15 protein-coding genes and 2 pseudogenes are annotated in these 15980 nt (G+C 62.0%); 5 read left to right on the top strand and 12 right to left on the bottom strand.

All coding sequences use genetic code 11. The features are described from left to right. Positions 1–17 precede the first annotated feature (17 nt). Complete coding sequence (locus ABVK50_RS28690; RefSeq protein WP_353646098.1) at positions 18–887, bottom strand: inositol monophosphatase family protein; 870 nt, start codon at positions 885–887, stop codon at positions 18–20. Further along, complete coding sequence (locus tag ABVK50_RS28685; RefSeq protein ID WP_353646097.1) at positions 884–1804, bottom strand: diacylglycerol kinase family protein; 921 nt, start codon at positions 1802–1804, stop codon at positions 884–886. The genes ABVK50_RS28690 and ABVK50_RS28685 overlap by 4 nt, the downstream gene beginning before the upstream one ends. Before the next feature lie 769 nt (positions 1805–2573). Here ABVK50_RS28685 and ABVK50_RS28680 point away from each other — a divergent pair. From ABVK50_RS28680 to ABVK50_RS28665, 4 genes are all read left to right on the top strand, one after another. After that, complete coding sequence (locus ABVK50_RS28680) at positions 2574–4652, top strand: mechanosensitive ion channel family protein (RefSeq protein ID WP_353646171.1); 2079 nt, start codon at positions 2574–2576, stop codon at positions 4650–4652. Between the two features lie 116 nt (positions 4653–4768). Beyond that, a complete protein-coding gene (locus tag ABVK50_RS28675) occupies positions 4769–4852 on the top strand; it encodes a hypothetical protein (protein WP_353646170.1) in 84 nt (27 codons plus the stop codon). A 145-nt stretch (positions 4853–4997) separates the two neighbouring features. Then, on the top strand, positions 4998–5228 hold the full coding sequence (locus ABVK50_RS28670) for a DUF2950 family protein (protein ID WP_353646096.1): 231 nt from the start codon (positions 4998–5000) through the stop codon (positions 5226–5228). 68 nt (positions 5229–5296) lie between these two features. Continuing rightward, positions 5297–5485, top strand: a complete 189-nt coding sequence (locus ABVK50_RS28665; protein ID WP_353646095.1) for a hypothetical protein — start codon at positions 5297–5299, stop codon at positions 5483–5485. Positions 5486–5550: 65 nt separating this feature from the next. On the opposite strand, the gene ABVK50_RS28660 is transcribed toward ABVK50_RS28665, so the two are convergent. The 9 genes from ABVK50_RS28660 to ABVK50_RS28620 form a co-directional block, all read right to left on the bottom strand. Beyond that, on the bottom strand, positions 5551–6897 hold the full coding sequence (locus ABVK50_RS28660; RefSeq protein WP_353646094.1) for an alpha/beta hydrolase: 1347 nt from the start codon (positions 6895–6897) through the stop codon (positions 5551–5553). Continuing rightward, the gene (locus ABVK50_RS28655; protein ID WP_353646093.1) at positions 6887–7207 is read right to left on the bottom strand and encodes a hypothetical protein; all 321 of its coding nucleotides are present in this window, start codon (positions 7205–7207) and stop codon (positions 6887–6889) included. The genes ABVK50_RS28660 and ABVK50_RS28655 overlap by 11 nt, the downstream gene beginning before the upstream one ends. A 5-nt stretch (positions 7208–7212) precedes the next feature. After that, positions 7213–7953: a DUF2092 domain-containing protein gene (locus ABVK50_RS28650; protein ID WP_353646092.1), complete on the bottom strand. Its 741-nt coding sequence runs from the start codon at positions 7951–7953 to the stop codon at positions 7213–7215. A gap of 50 nt (positions 7954–8003) precedes the next feature. Next, positions 8004–8990 (bottom strand): HupE/UreJ family protein, encoded by a 987-nt coding sequence (locus ABVK50_RS28645; RefSeq protein WP_353646091.1) that lies wholly within the window; start codon positions 8988–8990, stop codon positions 8004–8006. After that, positions 8990–9874, bottom strand: coding sequence for a peptidylprolyl isomerase (locus tag ABVK50_RS28640; protein ID WP_353646090.1), 885 nt, complete (start codon positions 9872–9874; stop codon positions 8990–8992). Before ABVK50_RS28640 ends, ABVK50_RS28645 begins: the two co-directional genes overlap by 1 nt. Then, complete coding sequence (locus tag ABVK50_RS28635; protein ID WP_353646089.1) at positions 9871–10473, bottom strand: HupE/UreJ family protein; 603 nt, start codon at positions 10471–10473, stop codon at positions 9871–9873. Before ABVK50_RS28635 ends, ABVK50_RS28640 begins: the two co-directional genes overlap by 4 nt. Continuing rightward, positions 10470–11099, bottom strand: coding sequence for a HupE/UreJ family protein (locus ABVK50_RS28630; protein WP_353646088.1), 630 nt, complete (start codon positions 11097–11099; stop codon positions 10470–10472). Before ABVK50_RS28630 ends, ABVK50_RS28635 begins: the two co-directional genes overlap by 4 nt. Next, positions 11096–11686: a hypothetical protein gene (locus tag ABVK50_RS28625; RefSeq protein WP_353646087.1), complete on the bottom strand. Its 591-nt coding sequence runs from the start codon at positions 11684–11686 to the stop codon at positions 11096–11098. The genes ABVK50_RS28630 and ABVK50_RS28625 overlap by 4 nt, the downstream gene beginning before the upstream one ends. Before the next feature lie 62 nt (positions 11687–11748). Then, entirely contained in the window at positions 11749–13674 is a 1926-nt protein-coding gene (locus ABVK50_RS28620) for a DUF3604 domain-containing protein (protein ID WP_353646086.1), read from the bottom strand. Positions 13675–13823: 149 nt separating this feature from the next. On the opposite strand from ABVK50_RS28620, the pseudogene ABVK50_RS28615 reads away from it, so the two are divergent. Beyond that, positions 13824–14797: pseudogene (locus ABVK50_RS28615) on the top strand (helix-turn-helix domain-containing protein). 178 nt (positions 14798–14975) lie between these two features. Here the strand turns inward: ABVK50_RS28615 and ABVK50_RS28610 are convergent. Then, positions 14976–15128, bottom strand: a pseudogene (locus ABVK50_RS28610) (hypothetical protein); the annotation flags it as partial. Positions 15129–15980: the final 852 nt, after the last annotated feature.

Here is a 15980-nt window from a genome sequence, read left to right as displayed (position 1 = left end):
GTTGCATCGGACAAGATTCAGAACAGGGGCTGACCCAAACCCGACACCAGGGTATCTCCATCAACGCGGCCCAGAATAAGCGACCGGCTCCAATGCCGCAGATCCGGCGCGCTGTCACCGCGATCGGGCGCTTCGAACGTTTTGAGTGGGGTCCAGCCTTTACCTCCCGCCACCATGACGCGACCGCCGGCGGCAAGAACCAAAGCGACGCCGCCCGCGACATCCCAGATGTTCGGGCGCTCGAAATGCGCCGCCTCCAGCATGCCGCCGGCCACGAAGGCGCATTCGATGGCAGCCGAACCGGTCGTTCTCATCTCCCAGCCGCCTTTGTTCGATTGCCCGCCAGGCACGCCGGCCAGACGCCGACGCACGAGTGGATTCTGCTTCGGCCTGACCGCCTCACCATTGAAGCAGAGCGCTCCGCCCAGCGAGGCGTGATAGACCCCTGACCTGAGCGCATGGCTCGTAGCGCACCAAACCGCGCCCGCGACCGGCTGTCCGCGATGCACGACGCCGATGGTCGCGGCGAAAAGCGGGAAGCCGTTGACGAAATTGGTCGTCCCGTCGATCGGATCGACAGCCCAAACAAAGTCATGGTCGCGCGCCGGTCGCTCGTCCATTTCTTCTCCGATGATGTCGTGTTCCGGAAACGATTTTGCCAACCGGGCGCGGATGAGTTCCTCGATCCTGGCGTCCGTTTCCGATACGGGATCCTGCCAGATCTCTTCGGTTTCGGAACCGGTCTTGTAGCGGACAGACAGCATGCTGCCGAGGGCGGTCTTGATCTCGGCGCCGGCCAGATTGGCTAGTTCGACTGCCGTCTGTTCGATCTCGGCGAGGTATTTCGCGTCAATTGCTGGCTCTTTCGTGGTTCGGTGTTGGCTCATGATGCCTTCTCCGCAAGATCGCGGCCGCTCCTCGCCTCGTTCTCGAGTTGGGCCGGCAGAACAATATCCATCGAGTCCTCCTGGACTTCGACGTTCACCTCGCCTTGCTTGTGGGGCGGGTCCGGAAGCTTGTCGTCGATGCGCAGGGCCGTGAATTTGTCGTATCGAATGCGAAGACGCCGCCCGAATACGGCGGTCGCGGGCGAGCCCATATCATCCGAGGCGGCGAGCCAGTCCAGCATGTCGGAGCGCTGGTCCTTGCGGATGCAGACCACGTCGAACCCCCGATCGCCGGAGTCCGCTTGCGGAAAGAAGGGCAGTCTTGAGCCGGTGTAGCCGATATTCAGCGCTTCGACCGCCAGCAGGTCACCGTCAACGCTTTCGCCGTCGATTTCAATTTCGATGTCGAGCGGGACAGCCTTCTTCAGAAATTTCCGCAACGATTGGCGGCCAAGCAGGAGCCTTTCTTGGCGTGGGGCATCCTCGTCAACCTTGGTTCCAATCGCTTCGGCGAATACGCCGCATCCCACGGCTTCGACGAACAGCCGCTTACCCCAGGGGCCCGTCGCCAGCCCGATGTCGAATCTTTGCCGCCGTCCCGTTTGCCAGGCGGCGGCATGTTCCTCGTCAACGCCGGGGATTCCCAAGGAAGTGGCGATGTTGTTTGCGGTCCCCAGCGGAATGATGGCAACCGGAATGTCCCTGCCCGCGAGCTTCGTGACGACCTTGCGGACGGTGCCATCGCCGCCTGCGACAATCGCCAGATCGGCCTTCTCCTTGAGCATCTTCTTGAAGTCCGACCCCTTGGTCGAACAGTACCTCACGTCAAAGCCAGCTCGGCCAAGCATCTCGCACAACCCTTCGGGAGCGTGGTCGCCCGCGCCGGCTGTCGGATTGTGGAACAGGATCGCATCCATCGCGCCTTAACGGGCGAGCTTGGCTTTCGCTCCCGGAGTGCGAAAATTTCGGTTGGACAAAAAATGGAAGCCGTCAAGCGCTCATTTCGACAGTGGCCTAAATCCGGATCCCGATCACCTTGTCGCGACGATTTCAAAGTCGCATTGGCCTGAGGCCACCCTTCGGGCGCCTCAGGGTGGTGGCGAGCGAGACTTTCACGCCGATTAGTTAGGACGGGTGCTGTAAGAGACTTTTGCATGCCGATTCACAGTCATTAGGGCAAACGGCGATTTGAAAATCGCTCGTCGCGCGGACGGCAGGGCGGTCGTCCCTTCAAGATGACCCCGACCAAGTTGGCGTCTTACTCGTTGCGAAACCTGAAGCATTCAGGGCAGACAGATTCGCCGCTTCTTCGGCCGCTCTCGACCCTGCTCTCCCCTTTCCTCGGCGCGGCACTACGGCAAATCGTGACCTGATTCCGTAATTGCCGCTTGTTGAGGGAACAAGGCGTCGGTAGGGTGACTTTCGGACCTCAACGCTCTCAACGAGCTGGGCTCGAACCGATATAATCAATGTAGCTCAATATCTTTGTGGAAATAGAAGAGATTGGAGGATCGCGGCGGGCATCAAAGTTTAGCAAGGCGGCTGCATTTAAGCGCATTACTGTTTGACGAAAAACATCCTTACCGCTGTCTTCCCGGAGACGTAGCATTTGGCCAGCACAGTCTGGCTATTGAGGGAGCTGCTTTGTGCGGAAGCAGCTGTGACGTTAAAAAACTCGGGGGGCTCATGAAGAACATGCTCATTCGACTCGGGTTCTTGCCAGTTGTCGCCGTGATCTTGCTAGCGCTCTTGCAGGGAACTTCGCTCGCTCAACAGTCGTCTCCCGAGGTCCCGCCCGAAAAGGCGAAGCAGTTCCTCGAGCTTTTGTCCGATCCGGAACTAAAGGCATGGCTCGAGGGAAAAATTCCTGCGGCCACGGACGAGCCCGGCCTATCTATTTCTGACAACATCTTGAACCTGGAGGCGGGTATTCGTGCCCGCATCGGAGCGCTCGGCGCTGCGATCCCGCGCCTGCCGGAAGAATTGGCGCGCGCCGCTGACGTTGTCTCGCGTGACGTGAACTCAGGCAGGCCAGGGCTGGTTATAGGCATCCTGGCAGTCTTGATTGCGGTCGGCTTCGGAGCCGAGTGGCTGGTCCAACGAGCGCTCGCCGGGACGAGGAGCGTGGTTGCCCAAGAAGACGTTGGTCAGGCAATCCTCTTCGAAGCCGTCACCCTGCTGACCTTTGCCATAGCCAGCACCGGTTCGTTCCTGGCATTCGAATGGCCACCCTTGATGCGCAGGATCATTCTGACCTTGCTTCTTGCATTCATCGCGTTCCGTGCCGTTCGCACGGCAGCCCGATTGCTGTTTGCGTTCGGCGGCGCGACGAGTGAAGCACCGGGGAAGCCGGCTCCGCTTTTCGAAAGTGACGCATCGACTCGTTTCTGGCGTTGGCGGATCAGCCTCGTGGCCGGCTTTCTGTTTTTCGGCTGGGCGATCGCCAGCCTCATGCCTGGACTGGGCTTCTCCCGAGAGGTCGCAGGGCTGGCCGCCTTCCTGTTCGGGCTTGGTATTTTGGCAACCGCGGTCGACGTCGTCTGGAGGCGGCCCGACAGGCGAGGCTCTCTGGTCAAGCAATCGTTTCTCACCTTGGTCCTGATCGTGCTGTGGGTGGCCTGGGTGGCCGGCCTGCTCGGCGTCCTCTGGCTCGGGATTTTCGCCCTGGTGCTGCCGACAGCCGTGCGCGGCGTCGGCGACGCGGCTCGCGCCTTTGCCGGCAGGTCAAAGCGCAGCGGCGCGATGGGCGTGGTACTCAACGTGCTCATTGTTAGGGGCGCCAGGGCAGTGGTCATTGCCGCGGCTGTCGCATGGCTGGCCTATATCTGGCGGGTCAGGGCCGCGAGCGTCGTCGGCAGCGAAACCGCTGGCTTCCTGATAACCGGACTGCTTAACGGCATCATCATTCTGCTGATCGCCGACCTGCTCTGGCAACTGTCGAAGGCGTTGATCGAATATCGGATGAACCTCGCTCCGGCGGATGGGAGCAGCGCCGATGAGCTGGCCCGCAGCGGTCGGCTGCGCACGCTGTTGCCGATCTTCCGCAACGCCCTTGCCGTGTTCATAGCCGCCGTCACCGCGCTGACGATCCTCGCTGGGCTGGGCGTGCAGATACTTCCCCTCATTGCGGGCGCCGGCATCTTCGGCATCGCTATCGGTTTCGGCTCGCAGACCCTGGTCAAGGACGTGCTGAGCGGCGTGTTCTACATGATGGACGATGCTTTTCGGGTCGGCGAATACATCCAGAGCGGCAGCTATAAGGGCACGGTCGAATCATTCAGCCTGCGGTCGGTTCGGCTGCGCCATCATCGCGGCCCCGTCTATACCGTCCCGTTTGGTGAGCTCGGGGCGATCCAGAACATGAGCCGGGATTGGGCGATCGACAAGATGACGATTGGCGTGACCTACGATTCCGACGTCGACTTGGCGCGCAAGCTTATCAAGAAGATCGGCCAGGAGCTGGCCGCCGATCCGGAATTTGCAGGCGACACGATCGAACCGCTCAAGATGCAGGGCATCGATAGTCTTGGCGATTTCGCGGTCATCCTGCGGATGAAGTTGATGACGAAGCCCGGTACCCAATTCACGATTAGGCGACGCGCCCTCATGATGATCAAGACGGCTTTCGTGGAAAACGGCATCAAAATCGCCTATCCGACCGTTCACGTCGAGGGTGGTGGAGGGACCGCGGCCGCCGCACATCAGGCTTACGAGGCCTCGAAAAAGAGCAAGGCCCCCTTGGAGGTGGTGAGGGACACGCCGTAGCGCTGCGCGATTTGTCCACGCCATCCGCGAGTACGGGTGAATGGCGGCCCAGGTTAGGCTTCTAGCAACGGGGGTCAACGCAAGGCGACGGCGTCCTCGAATATGCACAGAAGCTGTTGAGCGGCGAGGAACAGACCGACGGGCTCTACTGGCCGGCCAACGAGGTGAACCGTCAGCCCGGCAGGCGCCTTCGCCGATGAGGCGGCGCTCGACCAGGCAAAGAAGGACGAGGGCTATTTCGGCTACCGATTCGGTACCCTGGCCGGACAAGGCGACAACATTGCAGCGGCACGACGAGGAACTCCACATGCGAAGGTCCGTGGCGCTGGGTAACCGCGGTCATGTTTGCCATTGCGGTGGTGTTGCGGCCTACGACTATGCTATCAACGGCAACGTGATTGCCGGATTTGCTCTGATCGCTTGACCCGTCACTTATACGAAGCGGGCGTCCGCACCTTAGTCGTCAGCCATCGGGGCATCGTCTACGAGGCCGATCTCGGACCGGATACCGATGCCAAAGTTGACGCGTTCAATCTGTTCAACCCAGATGACAGCTGGGAGGTCACAGGCAACTAGGTGACGCAAAAGATCACGTGGTCGTGGCGGTGATCGAGAAATTCGACCTCGGGCGCAGGAGTGGGCAAATGTTCTTCGCTACCGGCCTGGCCTGCACCACACCAGTTCCTGGGCCGGGCGGCCGCACGCCGCACCATATAGGTTGCTCCGAAGCGCGTCAGGCGCTCATTGCGGGCGCCGACGAATATCGGTCGCGGCTCGTGCTGGCGATTCCAGGTTCGTCCATCAAGGCCGTCAGTGCTCTCGCCAGATCCTGAGGAATGGGCATGACGCGGTCTCTGCGCCCTTTGCCGCGCAGCAGCACTTCGTCTTCCTCCGCGCGCTAACGGCCACATGGCTTCGTCGCGGTTGTAATCGCGGAAACGCAATCGATAATGACTGGGCTGCCCGTTGCTGGCCCGCCAGCTACAGTTGCGCTCAGCGCTCCCACGTGGCCGGCAAAGTTGTCCCGTGTGTTCTGATCGACCACCGCAACGGGGGCGGCGATTACCAGCCCCGCCGCGGTGCCGGCTGCATGCGCCACACCCGCGGTCGCGGTGACGATGTGGTCGCCAAGGCCCAACCGATTGTCGCTCAACGCCTGTCCGCTCGAGAGACGGGTGCCGATGAGCTGGACGATCTCGGGCGACTCGGCGAACTTGCTGTGATGAAGATCGTCGCCCGCTTTGATCTTGGTAAGGTCGATGACCGAGATGTTGTTGGCCGCGAGTTCGGTCCTGTAGGGCTCCTGCTCCGGATCGATCGAACCCAGCCGGGTCACATCGCCCCAGACGCGCCGCGATACCGCTAAAGCCCGATCGTCACGCGAGACGAAGAGTGTGAATTGTGGGCGCGGAGCTCCCATGTCGGCGATCTGCGACCGGAAAACGTCGACGTCGACGTCGGGCGCTGCCAGCATGACGTTCTTGAATTTGGGCGGGAAGCGGCCATTGCGGATCGCCATCTGCCGAAGAGACTCCAGCGCCAGCCAGTTTCCCATCGAGTGGGCCAGGACGGAAACTTCTTTAACGCCTGCATCGCGCGCCAGATACTGAAACAGGCTCTCCAATGCATTGCGCGTATAGTTGGTGCTTTCGCGGTCATATCCATAGGCGAGAAGACTACCCCGTGAGGGCCAGGTGACCAGCACCGGAACGCTGCGCGTTCCTGAATCATGGACGATCTGGGCGAAACGGTAGACCGAGTCCTCGAACCGGTTGTTGAAGCCGTGGATGAAAACAAGGACGCTGCGATCCGAATTCTGCGAAACGGACATCTTGAGCCAATTTTCGGCCGTATCCCGAGAGACTTCCTCCGCCCGCAGGGTTGCGAAATCCGTCGCGGGATTCGAGGGCAGTTTTTTTGGCCAGGCGACCTCGCCGACTTTGCGGACATTGTCGGGCGGAATCGACACGGTGATCTCGGCGAAGGCCGGCGTCATTCCGCGTTCCCCGGCGAACATCTCACCTTGTTTCGAAGCCCGGCCGCGCGTTGTCGCGACCAGCATCTCGACCCTGCTGGTGGACGGCGCGGTATCGGCTACCGGCGAAAGGACACCCGTCGGGCGGCTGGCGCAGCCCTCCAGAAGAGTGAGCAGCGCCACGGCCGCCACAATGCCCCGAGCGCGTCCAGCACTGGAAGCCGAACAAGCGCGCTCGACAGAGCTTCGGGAGCGGCTGCTAGTCCACATAGACGACGACGTATCTCGACCCGGAGGACTGATAGTAAGTCCCACCGCATCGCCAAACCAATGTGCCGTAGACGGTTACACGTGCGCAGCCCGCAGGCAGCGCGCTGATGTAGATTGCCGACCGCCGAACAGTCCGACGGGTCGTGCGGCGGGCCACGCCAGCCACGCTCCCCGGAGTGGCGGGGTGACCTATCCGAGCATTGGCTTCCGAGAGCAATGAATGGTTTGTCACGACCGCCGCCGGATCGATCTGGAGGAAAGTCACCAGCGAGAGGGCAAGGACCATGCCTTTGCGAAACGTAAATCTCATCACCGTCACTCCCCGGCCAGGTCGATTTCGCCAATCTCGTCGACGGCAAATGTTTCGAGCTTCTTCGCATCCTTTGAAGGCGTGAAGACAAAGCTGGAATTATCGATCGTCGGCGCTGTGTTCCAGTTTCTGAACTCGATCGAATATTCGGGAGAGGCTGCAACCCATTTGCTGGTAATGACGTATTTGAGCGGCAAGGGTTTCTCGCCGTCGGTCACCCAAAGCTGCCAGTCTACCTCCTTGCCTCGGAAAGCGAGATGGTGGACCTCGACGCCGTCGATAAACGCCATCCCGACATGCATGCCGCTGGCGATATCCGTTTCAGCGTGCTGCAGGGGCTTCTCGGAGAGAAGGTCGGCTCCAGGTGCATCGAAGCCAACATCGTTGCGAAGGGCATCGACAGCTTGGTCTATGGTCGTGGCGGGCAGTTGGAAGAACGCATTCGCTTTTTTGCCGTAGAGTGTCAGCGCGCTGCCATCAAGGATCAGTTCCAGATCGGCGATCGCGCCTTTGCGGGATGCGTGAAGCTTGTCGGGCCTTTGCACCTTTATTTCGCCCGAGCTGGCGAACTGAAGCTTCTGCCCGTCATAGGACACGACATCCGTCTCCACGTCGTAGTCGACTGAGAAGCGTTGGAGCGAACCAAGATACTCCGACATCGCGCCAAGAATCTTGGCGGCGTCTGCCTCGACCTCAGCCTGTGCGAAGGCCCTTTCGACCGAAAAGGAAGCCAGGAACAGGGCCATTAAAATTCCAGCTTTACCGACATGACATCTCATTGGTCACACTCCATTCCTCACCCCCCGAAGGCGATGACGCGCTGCACGAACCAGGCCGCGGATAGCGAGCCGATGATATAGGCGGTCACCAGCCGCGGTCGTTCGACGGAGAAAGCGAGCAGCTTCCTCAGACTCGCGATGGTGGCAAGCGCCAGCGTGACGAAAAGGAGTTGGCCGGCCTCGACGCCGAGATTGAAAGTAAGCAGCGCCAGCGGCACGTCCTTCTGCGGCAATCCGATCTCGCGCAGCGCGCCGCCGAACCCGAAGCCATGCAGCAATCCGAAGAGAAATGCGATCAGCCAGGGGTAGCGGCCGGCAATATCGGCGTGCCCACGTTGCTTGCGGACGATCTCGGCCGCGACAAATACGATGCTGAGTGCGACCAGGGCTTCTGTCGGCGCCTGCGGAGCGGCCGCAAGGCCGAGCGCGGCGAAGGCGAGCGTGATCGAGTGCGCGACGGTGAAAGCGGTGATGGTGGCGACGAGCGTGCGCGGTTCGCGAATGAGCAGGAGCAATGCAAGCACGAAAAGCAGGTGGTCGAGGCCCAGCATGATGTGCTGAACGCCGAGCAGGAGGTAGGTCCGGGCGGTGTCAGTGGCGGTCGATACGGCGGCCACTGCCACTTCGGGGAAGTCTGGCGCCAGCCGTGCTGTCTGGACCGTACCGTCAGCGCGCATTATCCTGACGAGGGCGTCGGTATAGGTAGCGACGAGACCGTCAACGGAAATCGTCCGCCCGGCCAGCCCGCCATCGCAGCGGACATTCCACCGGCTCGTGGATGCCGCCTCGACAATCGCTGTCACTGGCGTCGTCACTTCCGTGCAGGCCTCGGGAAGGTCGACATGCAGCGATAGCCGGTATTCGCCGCGCGCAGGTACCTTCCAGAGGACGGAATACTGCTCGGGCGCCGTCTCCGTGATTTCGAGGTAGGCCGGGCGCAGTTCGTGCGCGGTGGCGCCGCCAACACCGAAAAGCACGAAGAGGAAGATCGCCAACGGCCACATCAGTCGCGGTCCGCACCGTCAGTGGACGTCGTGTCGTCGCCCGGCAGAGTCACGATTACCCGGTAGTCCGCACGCATCGCCCCGTATCGTTCGTCCGCAATTGTGCGCCGCTTCGCGGACTGCCATTCGCGCAGCACCAGATCGCGGACCTCGTCGAGCGTGGGATCGCGTTTCTCCGTCCGGTCGTCGACGAACACTAGGTGCTGGCCGAAGGTCGACGTGAGGGGGCCCGTCCAGCGCCCGGCCGGCGCTGCGATGAGCGCTTCGGCGAACTCGGCCCCGAAATTGGCGGCGATCTTATCGGTCTCCATAAGCGGCATCGCTGGGGGTAGCAGCGTCGGATCGCCCGCGCCGGTCGGAACCTCGCCGCTCTCGTCCGCCTCGATTGCGGCGAGCAGTCTATCAATGTCGGTTTTCAGCGTCTCGCCGTGTCTGGTCGGGTCGAAGAATACCTGCCGGAAGGCGATACGGACCGGAACGTGGAAGGTTGCCGCGTTCTCCGCGATATAGGCTCGGAGTTCCTCATCGGACGGATTCAATTCGGCCTCGCTCGGCTCGAACAGGAATTCCATCTTTTGCTGCATTCGCCGGCGGATGACGGTGTCGTCGCGGTCGAGACCCATCCTGGCGCCCTCCCGGTAGAAGATCTCCTCCTTCACAAACGCCTCGATAAGGCCATTCAGCTCAAGGGGCGTCGGGGGCCGCTGCCAGGTACGTGAAAATGTCTCGTAAAGCTGCGCGATGCGGCCGGGTCCCACCTCGATCACCCGCGGGTCGCTGTCGCGCGGCGAGCGGTCGAGGACGGACCAGACGCCGAAGACTGCGACACCGATGATCAGGAAGTGGATAAGCGGTTCGGAAAGCAACTGGCGAACACGTCTCATGCGGGAGGGCTCGCGGCCGGGAAAAGGTCCAAGCTCAGTACGAGGAGCGCGCCCGCGGCGATCCACGAGCCGGCGGCGCGGATCGCTGTCCTTTGCCAGGGCAGCTCGAGCCAGGCGGCAAACCCACCGACATAGGTAACGACCAGGGCGGCGCCGAGGCCGGTGCCGGAAAGCGCAAGCCAGATCTGTTCGTCGGGGACGCCGTCGGGCGCCGAATCCAGCGCCACGGCAACGCCCGCCCCTAGGGCGAGCGCGGTCACGACCAGGCTGCCCGCCCGGGCAAGCGCGACAGCCAGTCCGGCGGCCAGCGCGATGGCGAGCAGCGGCCATTGCTGCAGAGCACGCGGCGAAGCGTCGGTCAGCGCCAGCGTCACCGTGAGAGCTGCCGCGAATGCGGGCAGTGCAAGGCGGCTCACGCGGGGAGCGTGTTGCCCGATCAGCAGACCGACGGCCGCCAGCACAAGCAGATGCGCCGGCACGAGGACGGGGTGAAGGAGGCCGTTATAGAAAATGCCGATGCCCTTGATCGGTGCGTGGGCCATGGCGGGGCCGCAAGCGCCCGCCATCAGGAGGGTTGCAAGGACGAACTGCGCCTTCATGCGAACCCGGTCAGGAAGGCGAGTCCGGTCACCGCAATCGCCCCGCCAGCGGCCCGGACCGCGACCCTCCCGCCCTCCCACTTTGACGCAAGGCCGAAGGTGATGCCTGCCAGATGCAGAAGCCCGGTTCCGATGACAAACCCGACGGCATAGGCGACGGCATCGGCGGCGGCCGGCAACTCCGTGCCGTGCGCGTGGCCGTGGAAGATCGCGAAGGCGCCGACAATGATAGCCGCCACCCAGAGCGGTGGCCTCGCCCCCAGCGCCACCATGACGCCGAGCACGACGGCCGAGGCGGCGATGCCGGTTTCGACCGCCGGAAGCGGAACGGCGGCGATTCCCAGGGTGCCGCCAAAAGCCATCACGAGGGGAAAGATGATCGGCAGCAACCAGATCGCCGGCGCGCCGAGGAAGGCGCCCCACAGGCCGACAGCCACCATCGCCGCCACATGGTCCCAGCCGAGGATCGGATGCAGGAAACCGGACGCGAAGCCGCCGGCGACGCCCGACGCGTCATGAGCGAAAGCAGGGGTACCGAGCGCCGGCAGGAGCAGAAAGACCACCGTGGTGCATGCGATTGTCGCCGCGGAATGATGGGCCGTTCTACGTTCCTGAGCTATGCTCATTGTCCCTCCTGCAAAGCGGCACTCGCATGCTTTCGGACAGCTTTGGCCTCGCTCCGCACAGCGACCGCCAAAGCGTCGCGTACGGCCACCTGCTTGGCTTCCTCGCCGTAGATGCGCAGCAGTCCCTGCATTTCAGCATCACGCAACCCCAGACGCCTGTCCAGCAGGGCCCGCACGACCTTTTCATTTGTGACGACCACTGCTTCGCCCGCCAGCGGCCCCGGCGCATGCGTCATCACCCTCACAAGATCGCCGTCCGGCACAAAGCGGGTCCACATAACCTGCGGGATGAGTACGATGGAGAAAGTTGCCGGTGTCTGCTCCTTTGCTCCTTCGAGGAGACCGCCAAGCCGGTTCATGCTTGCCGCAGCCCTGTAGAAGGCGAGCAAGCCAGTTGTCGGCGGTTTGCCACGCGGCTGCAGCAGGCCCGTGTTCTCAGCCTGCCAGACCGCGGTTCGTATATGAAGTGCTTCGGGATATGACCAGTTCAGAATGCCAAGCGAGATGGCAGTGGGGTTCTCGTACCCGCAGGCGATACTGTCGGTTGCGACCGACCACAACGCCGTGAGGACAAGGGTTGAGCGCAAAAGCACTTTCCTAACGCCCGTAGCAGGTCCATTCGATTCGCAATGCCGCGGTTTCATGTCTTTTAGCCGGCAGGATCATACCAAATCGGGGAGGTATAGGCGCGATCCTGAACTTTCATCCTGGTACCGTCGAGCGGCGTCGTGCCGAAGAACTTGGCATCGTAAGCCGTCCACCGGGGGGTCGGAATCTCGATGACGCGGCCGTAATAAAACGCGGGCTCGGACGGGTCGAAATCCGGATCGGTCCACACCGCGATAAGTTCCGGCGCACCGATCGTGTTGGTCCATTTCGCATTGGCCACGTCGACTGTATCGCCGACCGGCGGCAGCTTGCCGTCGGCACCTGGCTGGCGGTCGCCGCCCCAGACGACGTCGTAGACCTTCTCCTGCAGCGTGCCGTCGGCCTCCATCCAGCCCTTGACAATCTGATAGCGGTCGAGATTGGCGCCGATCGGGTCCTTCAGCGCCGCCACCAGGAAGGTCGGCGCCTTGCCTTCGGGGCCCTCGCCGAGGTCGCCGCCCATCGGCACGCCCTTGGTGTAGCCGACATAGGCAGGCTGGCGCTCCTCGGCGTCGGCGGCGGTGAATTCCCAGCCGCCGAAGAAGCGCACCGCCATGCGTGGTCCGGTCGTGGCGTAGGTTTCCTTGCGTTGCATCGCGTCCCATATCGATTCGCGCGTGTTCTCCTCGGCCCACACGGCAGCGTAGCCCGATGCGCCGACCTCCCAGTCCATGATCTTCACGCCGGTCTGCTTGTTGTCGATGAAGGCCGCAATCATGCGCTCGGGGCTCGGCTCCTGGGGCACTGTCTTGCCGAAAAAATTATCCTCTGCCAGCGCCGACAGCGAGTTGTGCGCGTCGCTGCTGCCGATGAGGCCGAACTTGTAGGGGTTGGTGCCGAGTTCCTTCTCCAGCTTGAGCCCGTTCTTGAAGGCCGAGCGTACATATTCGAACTCCAGCATCTCGGGCTTTTTGGCCACGCTGCCGTCGAGATTACCCTTGTCCCATATTTCGAAATCGGCGAACTCGTCGTTGGGCGACAGGGCCGGATGCGCCTCGCCGGTGCCTTTGGTCTGCGAGGCCTCAAACAGGCGCTCCCATTTGGCGCGCGTCTCGACATAGTCCTTGTCGAGTTTCTTGCCGAACGCTTCGACGGTCGGGAACATCAGTCCGTTGCTGAGATTGCCGTTGTGAGCGATTGCCAGCACGTCGCCGCCGGTCTTGTCTTCATAAGCCTGCATCCATTTCCACAGGTCGGCGGGATTGTCGCTGCCATAGGGCGGATAGACGGTGAAGGGGTCGACCTGGCTCGCCTTGTCGCCATTGTCGCGGAAGATCACGTTGCGGTGCAGGTTGTTGCCGCCGGTGTTGGATGTCCATTCATAGCCGATGAAGGCGGTGAAGCGTCCGGGCTCGTTGTATTCTTCCGCCGCCGCGATCGTCTCGTTCCAGGCATTGCGGTAGGCCTTGGTGCCTGGGAAATACATCAGGTCATCGGGAAACTTGTTGTGCGAGAAGCTGACGATGATGTCGATCGCCGCCTCCGCGCCCTTGCCCGACTTGATCATGTCGTACCACTTCTTGCCGGTCGGGTCGGCCAGCATGTTGGGCTTGCCGGCAAACAGGTCGGGGAAGAAGCCCATGTTGTCGGAGTGATCCGCCACCACGAGGAAATCGAGCGGCTGCGAGAGCTTGACCGGCAGGCCGGTCGAGGACGTCACTTGCTCTCCACGGGCGAAGCGGTAGGCATCGCGGGGTGGCAGCCGGGCTCCGAACGCACCCGCATCCATCGAGAACGAGGTGTGCAGGTGGGTGTCGCCGAAGAAAGGCTGCACCGGGAACTTGCGGTCCGCATAGGGCGAATAGTCGGGGCGCGAGGGATGCGCCTTGCCTGCCTTGTCGGCGGAAAGCGCTCCGGCGTCCTGAGCCGCCAGGGGCGCCGCCGACACTAGAAGCATAGCGACGCTGACTATGATCTTGCTGGACATCGTTCCCTCCATTAATCGGCATTGTGCCGAAGCTTTTCAAATAGCTATAAACTCTCGTTGTGTCAGGCACGCAACGACTTTTCAATCGATCTCATATTGCTATAGTACACCCACCTCGTCTTGCCGTTTGGTGCCAAATTCGGCTGCAAATGCTAGATTCCGCTCCCTCGATACGAATCCGCAGCTTTCTTCAGATCGCACCTTATCTGGCAACGCGGGGCGTCTCTTCGATTGAATTCTTCCAACGGCTGGGCATGTCGCCTAATCTGTTCCAGAACGCTGACGGCTGGATCCCGCGCGATCAGTGCTTTCATGTGGGGAACGAAATGGCGCACATCGCGAACGATGCGTTCGCGGGGGCGTACGTAGGCTCTCTGACCCAGTTGCAGGAACTCGGCGATTGGGGACGATCCGTGCTGACCGCCCCGGACATCGCCCACGCGTGCACGCGTGCGGCGGCTAGTGCGCGGATGCTGCACCGTGGATCGGACGTTCGCTTCTTGATCGACGGCCGCACCGCCCGGATCCATTTCCGCTTCGAAGGGCGCTCGGAGTTCGACCCGCGGCAGTTCATCTTGGGCAGCCTGGCGGTGTTGCGCAAAGTACCACTGCTCACTGGCGAGCCTTCGGCGATCCGTGTGCACCTGTCGGCTGAGGCGACACGAGGCAGCGAGGCGCTGGAGGCGTGTCTCGGCCCGACATCGAGATGGGTTGCGACGACGACATGGTCGAGTTCGACCGCGAACTGCTCGACCTGCCGCTGACAAAAGGCGAAGGCGTGCCGTCTAAGGCCGCAGAGGGGCTGAGAACGACGGTCGTGGCGGCGCGGCTCGTCAGCCGGACATTGGCCGAATCCGGCAAGATGACGGCCGACGCGGTGGCGAGGCGGCTCGGCCTGTCGACAAGGACCCTGCAGCGGCGGCTTAAATATTGCGGGGTCGTATTCGAGGACCTGCTCGACGAGACGCGGCGCAGCGAGGCAATCCGGCTGCTCGCCGAAGGCGAGCACAGCATGACCGAGATCGCGTACCGTCTCGGTTACAGTGACCCGGCCCATTTCACGCGGGCCTTCAAGCGCTGGAAGGGCATCTCGCCGTCGAGATTCAATGCCGAGGTTTTTTGATCGAAAACCTGCCGCAGGTCGAGTCCGTTTGGCGTCGACTGGCGGGCAATCCAGCCGTTTGCGACCATAAGTTGTTGCTTCGATGGCCATCGGCCCCAATAAGGCACCCTTCAACCATTAGGGGGTCGGAACAAGAACTGTTCCCCCAGACACGCTAAGCTCGAACGAAGCGTGAACGTCAAGCGGCACGAAGTCGCCTCGCCGGCAGTCTGAGTGACCGGAAGCCTTCGGGCATTTGGTGCTCGGTGTCCCAGCTATAGATGCCGGTCAGGTTGATGTGCTCCCAACTGAGCGGCGAGATGTGCTTGAGCAGGTCATCGGAGATCGAACGGCGCGCCGTGCGCAAACCCCGCCGCCTTCAGCATTTCCTCAACCGTCTCCCAACCACATGTGCCGAGGCCAGATGGAAATATTCTGTAGGGTTGTGGCTTTGCCTGACGAGGCGATGCGTTTCTCAATTGTGGATGCACTCGGCGACCTGAAGGCGATCGCAATAGTCATCCCCACCACTACACGACCATGCAGGATAGAGCCGCGGTCTTCGATGTCTTTATCTATATTCACGCGCGCGATCACGAATGATGATGCGGTCGAGCGATTACCTGGCCTTCTGGCAGACAGAGAGCCAGGCAGGGCAGTACACTTCAGCTTTTGGGATTTGCGATCTCAGAGTGAACGACCGAAATGAGGTCGCTTGCCGAATGGCAGCTGTGCGCTGAACTCGCCCCGATAGCTGGCAGTCTCCTGTCAGCTGCAAACCGGAACAGTCATGAGCGGCTTCGCCTGGTGGAAGCGGAAATCCAACACTTCCGCAACTGATATTGACACCCCGGGATTTGAGCCGCTTCGTTATCATCCATGATACCCGTGACAGTTGTTTTGGCTCCGTTTCATGGAGGTGTGCGCGGCGATAGGGTTGGAGCTGACCCCCTGCGCCTCATAGACATGGGCTTAGTACAGCGCTTAGCCGCAGCAGCAGACGTCGAGGTTCGCGACCTGGGTGAGATTCCCGATTGCGAAGGCGAGATAGGCCGAGCCTTTGAAGTCTGGCGGAGGAGGACTCGCTCGCTGAAAACGCGGCGAGACCAGTTCCGTGCCTGCCTGCGTGCGTGCGCGAGAGCGCGCCTCAGATGGCGGGCTCTCGCGTCGCAGCCGTGCTAAACTGCGGTACGATGTTTCGTCT

Source organism: Mesorhizobium sp. WSM2240 (assembly GCF_040438645.1).
Lineage (GTDB): Bacteria > Pseudomonadota > Alphaproteobacteria > Rhizobiales > Rhizobiaceae > Allomesorhizobium.
This window is presented reverse-complemented; position numbering and strand designations above follow the sequence as displayed.

Bases quoted from the DNA above. Each gene is read 5' to 3' on its own strand.
- ABVK50_RS28690 (WP_353646098.1), bottom strand. From the start codon at position 887: ATGAGCCAACACCGAACCACGAAAGAGCCAGCAATTGACGCGAAATAC.
- ABVK50_RS28685 (WP_353646097.1), bottom strand. From the start codon at position 1,804: ATGGATGCGATCCTGTTCCACAATCCGACAGCCGGCGCGGGCGACCAC.
- ABVK50_RS28680 (WP_353646171.1), top strand. From the start codon at position 2,574: ATGAAGAACATGCTCATTCGACTCGGGTTCTTGCCAGTTGTCGCCGTG.
- ABVK50_RS28665 (WP_353646095.1), top strand. From the start codon at position 5,297: ATGTTCTTCGCTACCGGCCTGGCCTGCACCACACCAGTTCCTGGGCCG.
- ABVK50_RS28660 (WP_353646094.1), bottom strand. From the start codon at position 6,897: ATGTGGACTAGCAGCCGCTCCCGAAGCTCTGTCGAGCGCGCTTGTTCG.
- ABVK50_RS28655 (WP_353646093.1), bottom strand. From the start codon at position 7,207: ATGAGATTTACGTTTCGCAAAGGCATGGTCCTTGCCCTCTCGCTGGTG.
- ABVK50_RS28650 (WP_353646092.1), bottom strand. From the start codon at position 7,953: ATGGCCCTGTTCCTGGCTTCCTTTTCGGTCGAAAGGGCCTTCGCACAG.
- ABVK50_RS28645 (WP_353646091.1), bottom strand. From the start codon at position 8,990: ATGTGGCCGTTGGCGATCTTCCTCTTCGTGCTTTTCGGTGTTGGCGGC.
- ABVK50_RS28640 (WP_353646090.1), bottom strand. From the start codon at position 9,874: ATGAGACGTGTTCGCCAGTTGCTTTCCGAACCGCTTATCCACTTCCTG.
- ABVK50_RS28635 (WP_353646089.1), bottom strand. From the start codon at position 10,473: ATGAAGGCGCAGTTCGTCCTTGCAACCCTCCTGATGGCGGGCGCTTGC.
- ABVK50_RS28630 (WP_353646088.1), bottom strand. From the start codon at position 11,099: ATGAGCATAGCTCAGGAACGTAGAACGGCCCATCATTCCGCGGCGACA.
- ABVK50_RS28620 (WP_353646086.1), bottom strand. From the start codon at position 13,674: ATGTCCAGCAAGATCATAGTCAGCGTCGCTATGCTTCTAGTGTCGGCG.